The 6,391-nt window shown below is 74.8% G+C and carries 9 protein-coding genes; 5 read left to right on the top strand and 4 right to left on the bottom strand.

Annotated elements, in window-relative coordinates; all coding sequences use genetic code 11:
* Positions 1-199 precede the first annotated feature (199 nt).
* The 3 genes from ACGFQC_RS13195 to ACGFQC_RS13185 all read right to left on the bottom strand — a co-directional run bounded on the left by ACGFQC_RS13195 (position 200) and on the right by ACGFQC_RS13185 (position 1,608).
* Positions 200-559: a tetratricopeptide repeat protein gene (locus ACGFQC_RS13195; protein ID WP_363087962.1), complete on the bottom strand. Its 360-nt coding sequence runs from the start codon at positions 557-559 to the stop codon at positions 200-202.
* A gap of 78 nt (positions 560-637) precedes the next feature.
* On the bottom strand, positions 638-1,075 hold the full coding sequence (locus ACGFQC_RS13190; RefSeq protein ID WP_363087963.1) for a MarR family winged helix-turn-helix transcriptional regulator: 438 nt from the start codon (positions 1,073-1,075) through the stop codon (positions 638-640).
* Positions 1,072-1,608, bottom strand: a complete 537-nt coding sequence (locus ACGFQC_RS13185; RefSeq protein WP_363087964.1) for a MarR family transcriptional regulator — start codon at positions 1,606-1,608, stop codon at positions 1,072-1,074. The genes ACGFQC_RS13190 and ACGFQC_RS13185 overlap by 4 nt, the downstream gene beginning before the upstream one ends.
* Before the next feature lie 88 nt (positions 1,609-1,696).
* Between ACGFQC_RS13185 and ACGFQC_RS13180 the strand changes: the two genes are divergently transcribed.
* From ACGFQC_RS13180 to ACGFQC_RS13160, 5 genes are all read left to right on the top strand, one after another.
* Complete coding sequence (locus ACGFQC_RS13180; RefSeq protein ID WP_363087965.1) at positions 1,697-2,053, top strand: zinc ribbon domain-containing protein YjdM; 357 nt, start codon at positions 1,697-1,699, stop codon at positions 2,051-2,053.
* 155 nt (positions 2,054-2,208) lie between these two features.
* Positions 2,209-2,550, top strand: a complete 342-nt coding sequence (locus ACGFQC_RS13175) for a metalloregulator ArsR/SmtB family transcription factor (protein ID WP_363087966.1) — start codon at positions 2,209-2,211, stop codon at positions 2,548-2,550.
* Complete coding sequence (locus ACGFQC_RS13170; RefSeq protein WP_363087967.1) at positions 2,547-4,280, top strand: SulP family inorganic anion transporter; 1,734 nt, start codon at positions 2,547-2,549, stop codon at positions 4,278-4,280. Before ACGFQC_RS13175 ends, ACGFQC_RS13170 begins: the two co-directional genes overlap by 4 nt.
* Before the next feature lie 436 nt (positions 4,281-4,716).
* The gene (locus ACGFQC_RS13165; protein WP_363087968.1) at positions 4,717-5,142 is read left to right on the top strand and encodes an ATP-binding protein; all 426 of its coding nucleotides are present in this window, start codon (positions 4,717-4,719) and stop codon (positions 5,140-5,142) included.
* Between the two features lie 222 nt (positions 5,143-5,364).
* Positions 5,365-5,715 (top strand): metalloregulator ArsR/SmtB family transcription factor, encoded by a 351-nt coding sequence (locus ACGFQC_RS13160; protein WP_363087969.1) that lies wholly within the window; start codon positions 5,365-5,367, stop codon positions 5,713-5,715.
* Positions 5,716-5,764: 49 nt separating this feature from the next.
* Here ACGFQC_RS13160 and ACGFQC_RS13155 read toward each other — a convergent pair whose 3' ends face one another.
* Positions 5,765-6,265, bottom strand: coding sequence for a hypothetical protein (locus ACGFQC_RS13155; protein WP_363087970.1), 501 nt, complete (start codon positions 6,263-6,265; stop codon positions 5,765-5,767).
* Positions 6,266-6,391: the final 126 nt, after the last annotated feature.

Raw genomic sequence — 6,391 nt, 5'->3', positions numbered from 1 at the left:
CCGCGGGGCCCGGGGGGGGGGGGCCCGGGGGGGGGGCCGCGCCCGGGGGGGGGGGGGGGGGGCGGGCGGGGGGCCCCCGGGGGGGGGGGCGGGGGGGGGGGGGGCCCCCCCCCGCGGGCCCGCCCCCCGCCGTGCCGGATCAGTCGTGCCGGATCCGCCGTCCGGGCCCGGCCTGCCGGACCCGTCGCGAGCCCGTGTGTCAGGCCTCCTCGAAGTCACCCGTCAGTGCCGAGGCGATCCGCAGGTGCGGGCCCGCCTCCGCGTGCCGGCCCTGCCGCTCCAGGGTGCGGCCGAGCATCAGCCGGGCGTACTGCTCCACCGGGTCGCGCTCCACGATGGCGCGCAACTCGTTCTCGGCACGGCCGAGTTGAGCCGAGTGGTAGTAGGCGCGGGCCAGCAGCAGCCGCGGTCCGGTCTGCTCCGGCACCTCCTCGACCAGCCCGGCCAGGACCCGCGCGGCGGCGGTGTACTCCTTGGCGTCGAAGAACAGCCGCGCGCGCTCCCAGCGTTCGGCCGGCGTTCCGTGGGCGTAGTACTCGATGTCGTAGGTCGTGTCCACTCGTGTCCTCCTTCGCGTCGCACAACCGCGACCGATGGTTGAAAATTCCACCAGTGCGGCCGGTGGTGCTCCGCGGGTTCACATGGCGGCCAGTTCCGCGTCCGCCCGCTCGGTGACCAGGGCGAGCACCCGCCCGGCGGCGGCCCGGTCCTCGGCGGGGATGCCCGCGTAGATCCGGGCCGAGACCGCGCCCGACTCGGCGCTCGCCGTCTCGTACAGCGCGCGCCCGGCGTCCGTGGCGCGGACGGTCCCGCCGTCGGCCGACACCAGGCCCTTGGCCGGCAGTTGGTCGACGGTGGCGTGCACCTCGGCCCGGTCGGCCTCGAGGGAGGCCACGACCAGGGCGACGAGCGCCTCCCGCGTGGGGGGCCGGTCGGCCACGACGACCGACCGGAGGGTGATCTGCTGCGGGAACGTGGCGTCGTGGCGGCTCAGGACGCGTTCGAGTACGGCGCGGGCGGCGTAGTGGGCCAGGCCGATGGCGCGGCTGTCGACGGGAGGTGCGGTGACGGTCATGACGTCCCCCTGTCGCTCTGGTTCCGGTGGTCGCTGTCGTCGTTCTCGTGCGCGGTGGTGTCCGCGGTGCTGTCGTGCGGGGGTTCCAGGGGCGCGTCGAGCAGGAGCGCCAGTTCGCTCGTGAACGTGCGGGTGCGGGCGCTGTCCAGGCCGCCGAGCGGTTCCGTCAGCTGCTCCAGCAGCGCGTGCACCACCTTGACGGCCCGTCGGGTGACGTCCTCGCCCCGTTCGGTCAGCGTCAGTTGGACCGCGCGCGGATCGCGCGGATCGCGGATGCGCTCGATCAGTCCGGCGGACTCCAGGGCGCGGGCCAGCTTCGACACGTACAGCGCTTCCAGCCCGGTGTGGTCGGCGAGGCGGCGCTGGCTGGGGCGCTCGCCGGCGTGCCGCATACCGTGCAGCGACGCGACGACCGCGTACTGCGCGTGGGTGAGACCGAGCGGTGCCACCGCCCGGTCCACCGCCACACGCCACTTCGTGGACAGCCGCCACACCAGATAGCCGGGTGGGGCCCCTTCGGAACCCATGCTCATGCGCCATACGGTACATGGCTATTATGTACATGGCTACTATGCGGGCGGCCTGCCCGGCGCCGCGCCGGACGCCGGATACGCTGGCGCGGTGAACGAGAACCTTCCCCCCTGCCCGAAGTGCTCCTGCGAGTACACCTACGAGATGAACGCCCTGGTGGTGTGCCCGGAGTGCGGCCACGAATGGGTGCCCGCCGAGAGCGGCGCGGACGCCGGCGGCCCCGCGGAGCGGGTCGTCAGGGACTCCGTCGGCAATGTGCTGACGGACGGCGACACGGTGGTCGTCGTCAAGGCCCTCAAGGTCAAGGGCAGCCCGTCGGGCATCAAGGCCGGCACCAAGGTGCGCAACATCCGGCTGGTCGACGGGGTCGACGGCCACGACATCGACTGCAGGATCGACGGGTTCGGCGCGATGCAGCTGAAGTCGAGCGTGGTCAAGAAGGGCTGACCCCCCTCCCCGGGGAAACCCGCGGCGCCTCCACCGGATGCAGAATTGCAAAATTTCGCAATTGGTTAGATGCTTGATTTACTGCGCTCGCAGGTTGTGGCGGGCGCGACCCGCGCCCGCCCGGTGGGGCGCCGTCGAGGAAAGCCGAGGGTCCCGTGTCCGTTCCGCTGTACCAGGCCAAGGCCGAGTTCTTCCGCATGCTGGGGCATCCGGTACGGATCCGGGTCCTGGAGCTGCTCCAGGACGGCCCCACACCGGTGCGCGACCTGCTGGCCGCCATCGAGGTGGAACCCCCCAGCCTGTCCCAGCAACTGGCGACCCTGCGCAGGTCGGGCATCGTCACCGCGACGCGGGAGGGCTCGACGGTCGTCTACGAGCTGGCCGGCGGCGACGTCGCCGACCTGATGAGGGCCGCACGCCGGATCCTCACCGACGTGCTGACCGGACAGCACGAACTGCTGGCCGAGCTGCGGGAAGGCGAGGTCACCGCGCGATGACGGCCGTCCCCCTCCGGATCCTGCGCCGGATCACCGCCCTGCTCCCCGGCCGCGGCGACCTGGCGGAACTGCGCCGCGATCCGCGCCGGGACCTGCTCGCGGGCCTGACCGTGGCGATCGTCGCGCTGCCCCTCGCCCTCGGATTCGGCGTCTCCTCCGGACTCGGCGCCGAGGCGGGCCTGGCGACCGCGGTCGTCGCCGGCGCGCTCGCCGCCGTGTTCGGCGGCTCGAACCTGCAGGTGTCCGGTCCTACGGGCGCGATGACCGTGGTGCTCGTGCCGATCGTCGCCGCCCACGGCCCCGCCGGGGTACTGACCGTCGGGCTCGTGGCCGGCGTGATGCTGGTCGTCCTCGCCCTGCTCAAGGCGGGCAAGTACATGCAGTACGTGCCCGCACCCGTCGTCGAGGGCTTCACCCTCGGCATCGCCTGCGTGATCGGCCTGCAACAGATACCGAACGCCCTCGGCGTGCCCGAGCCGGAGGGCGACCGCGTCCTCGTGGTCGCCTGGCGCGCCGTGGCGGAGTTCGCCAGGACGCCGAACTGGACCGCCGCCGCCCTCGCCCTGGCCGTCGCCGCCGCCATGCTGGCCGGCGCCCGCCTGCGGCCCACGATCCCCTTCTCCATCCTCGCCGTGATCGCGGCCACCGTCGTGGCCCGGGTGGCCGGCCTGGACGCGGCGGAGCCGATCGGGGACCTGCCGTCCGGCCTGCCCGCGCCCTCCCTCTCCTTCCTCGACCCGGGCGCCCTCGGCTCCCTGCTCGCCCCGGCCGTCGCGGTCGCGGCCCTGGCCGCCCTGGAGTCGCTGCTGTCGGCCTCGGTCGCCGACGGCATGACGGTCGGGCAGCGCCACGATCCCGACCGCGAGCTGTTCGGCCAGGGCCTGGCCAACATCGCCGCCCCGCTGTTCGGCGGCGTGCCCGCCACCGGGGCCATCGCCCGCACCGCGGTCAACGTCCGCGGCGGCGCCGGGTCCCGGCTCGCCGCCCTCACCCACGCGGTGATCCTCGCCGTCATCGTGTTCGCCGCCGCGCCCCTCGTCTCCGCGATCCCGCTCGCCGCGCTCGCGGGCGTGCTCCTGGCCACCGCCGTCCGCATGGTCGAGGTCGGCTCGCTGCGGGCGATGGCGCGGGCCACCCGCTCCGACGCGCTGATCCTGGTGCTCACCGCCGTCGCGACCCTCGCGCTCGACCTCGTGTACGCCGTGATCATCGGCCTGGCCGTCGCGGGCGTCCTCGCCCTGCGCGCGGTGGCGGGCCAGGCCCGCCTCGAAGAGGTCCCGCTCGACCGGGGCGACCACAGCGCCGAGGAACACCGGCTGCTCGCGGAGCACATCGTGGCGTACCGCATCGACGGACCGCTGTTCTTCGCCGCCGCCCACCGCTTCCTGCTGGAACTGGCGGAGGTCGCCGACGTACGCGTCGTCATCCTGCGCATGTCCCGCGTGACCACCGTCGACGCCACCGGCGCCCTCGTCCTCAAGGACGCGGTGGAGAAGCTCCACCGGCGCGGCATCGTCGTCATGACGTCCGGGATCCGCGCCGGCCAGCGGCAGGTCCTGGACTCGGTCGGCGCGCTGGAACTGCTGCGCCTGGAGGGCCGCGAGTACGCCGACACGCCGGAGGCGATCCGGGCAGCCCACACCTACCTGCAGAGCGCCGGCCTCATACCGCCCCCGCACGGCCGGCGGACCCGGCCGCTCGGCGGGGAATCGGGCAGGGCCGCCGGATGAGCACTCCGCCCGCATCACCGCGAACGGCCGAGGACCGCGGTGCCACGTCCCCCCGGCCGCCGGAAGGCGGCACGCCGGGGCGGCGCGCGCACACGCGGCGGGAACAGGCCGCCGCGGTCCCCGCCACGGCCGGGGACGGGAGAGGTGCCCCCGCCCGGCGCGCTCCCGCCCGGCGGGAACAGGCCGCCGCGGTCCCCGCCACGGCCGGGGACGGGAGAGGCGCCCCCGCCCGGCGCGCTCCCGCCCGGCGCGCTCCGGTCCGGCGTGCTCCGGTCCGGCGTGCTCCGGTCCGGCGTGCTCCGGTCCGGCGTGCTCCGGTCCGGTGCGTTCCGGTCCGGCGCGCCCTCGCCGACAGGACCCGCGGCCCGTACGGCGCCCTGTCGCGCCCGCGCCCCACGACGGTGCCCGTGTTCCGCACGACCCCCGCGGAGCGGTCATGACGTTCACCCGGCTCGCAGCCCTGCCCCACCGGCACGTGCTCACGCTGCTCGCCACGCCGTCCGCGGTCCGTACCACCAGGGAGACGGCCCAGCAGGCCCTGACCGAGTGGGGCATAAGCCTGCGCCACCCCACCGTCGACCCGGCCCTGCTGATCCTCGGTGAGCTGGTCACCAACAGCGTCCGGCACGCCGCGGCGCTCTCCCCGCAGCTGACGGTCGTCTACGCGGCCGGCGAGGACACCCTGGCCTTCGCCGTGCACGACCGCCATCCCTATCAGCCCCTGCTGTACGGCGCGGTCGCCAGTGGGACGGGCGGGCTGGCCACCGTCATGGAGCTGACCCTCGGTCTCGGCGGCACCGCGGTCGTGCGCACCGACGCCGACGGCCGGGGCAAGAGCATCTGGATCACCCTTCCCCTCTGACCGGACGGCGAGGACCGGTCCGCGGCCCCGCGACGTCCCGTACGGAGTTGCTAATCTTGGCAATTGTCGATGTTGTCACCGCTGTGCGCGGTGCTGCGAGCGGGTGGACGCGATGCGCCGCGGACCGGCCGGTACGGCCGTGCTGCTCCATCGGGAACGCCGGGAACGCCGGGAACGCCGGGAAATCCGGGAAATCCGGGAAGTCGTGAAGGGGACGGCACGATGAGTACGCCGCTGTACCAACTGAAGGCCGAGTTCTTCAAGACCCTGGGCCACCCGGCGCGCATCCGCGTCCTGGAACTGCTGAGCGAACGCGAGCACGCGGTGGCGGAGATGCTGCCCGAGGTGGGCATCGAGCCGGCCCACCTGTCGCAGCAGCTCGCCGTGTTGCGCCGGGCGAACCTGGTGGTGACCCGCAAGGAGGGCTCGACCGTGTACTACTCGCTGACCAGCCCGTACATCGCCGAGCTGCTCCGGGTCGCGCGGACCATCCTGTCCGGAGTGCTGGCCGGGCAGGCCGAACTGCTCGCCGATCTGCAGGCCGCCCGCGCCCAGGGGGAACCGCCGTCCTGACGGCGGGCCTCGGAACCGCCGGCGGACCCGGCGGCCGCGCCGGCCGGCGTCACGACCACTCCGCCTCGTACCCGGGCACGCGCTCGGCGCCGTCCGGCCACAGCACCTCGACGTCGACGCCGTGGCTGCGTGCGTAGGCCACCAGGTGGGCGGTGGTGTCACGGCCGTTGGAGGCGGTGCCGTCCCGGACCGCCAGTACCTCGGCGCAGGCCCGCAGCACGCGCTCGTCGGCGCGGACGCAGGCGTCCCGGTCCGCCGGGTCGTACTCCAGCAGCCGTACCCGCTCCGACAGCAGCAGCAACTCCCCGGCGGCCAGCCGGTCTTGCTCCCGCCGCAGGGCGGGCGTCCGGTTCGGCGTGGGCACCACGGTCACCAGCGCCAGCCCGGCCTTCCCCGCGGCCCGCCCGAAGGCCACCGGCAGCCCCTGCCCGGCCCGGACCGGGCCCGTGCGGCCGGCCCCGGCGCACCGGGCCAGCCGGGTGCGCGGCTCCTCCTCCAGCAGTGCCAGGGGCCAGGGCGCGAGATCCGGGTGCCCCACGACAGCGATCAACTCGGCAGTCCTCTCTTCCCGCGAGCGGCCGCGCACCGGTTCCGCCTCGTCACCATCACGGCTTCCCCGGCGCGCGGAGGCTCCCCCAGGGCCTTTCGGCCCCGGGCGGGGACCGGTCGACCCGTG

Source organism: Streptomyces sp. NPDC048734, from assembly GCF_043198675.1.
Classification (GTDB): Bacteria; Actinomycetota; Actinomycetes; order Streptomycetales; family Streptomycetaceae; genus Streptomyces.
Note: the sequence above shows the minus strand (reverse complement) of the source record. Positions and strands in the feature narration are given on the sequence as shown.

What these genes read in the sequence shown, in the direction of transcription:
- ACGFQC_RS13190 (WP_363087963.1), bottom strand. Translation starts at nt 1,075, where the DNA reads ATGACCGTCACCGCACCTCCCGTCGACAGCCGCGCCATCGGCCTGGCC.
- ACGFQC_RS13165 (WP_363087968.1), top strand. Translation starts at nt 4,717, where the DNA reads ATGACGTTCACCCGGCTCGCAGCCCTGCCCCACCGGCACGTGCTCACG.
- ACGFQC_RS13185 (WP_363087964.1), bottom strand. Translation starts at nt 1,608, where the DNA reads ATGAGCATGGGTTCCGAAGGGGCCCCACCCGGCTATCTGGTGTGGCGG.
- ACGFQC_RS13170 (WP_363087967.1), top strand. Translation starts at nt 2,547, where the DNA reads ATGACGGCCGTCCCCCTCCGGATCCTGCGCCGGATCACCGCCCTGCTC.
- ACGFQC_RS13160 (WP_363087969.1), top strand. Translation starts at nt 5,365, where the DNA reads ATGAGTACGCCGCTGTACCAACTGAAGGCCGAGTTCTTCAAGACCCTG.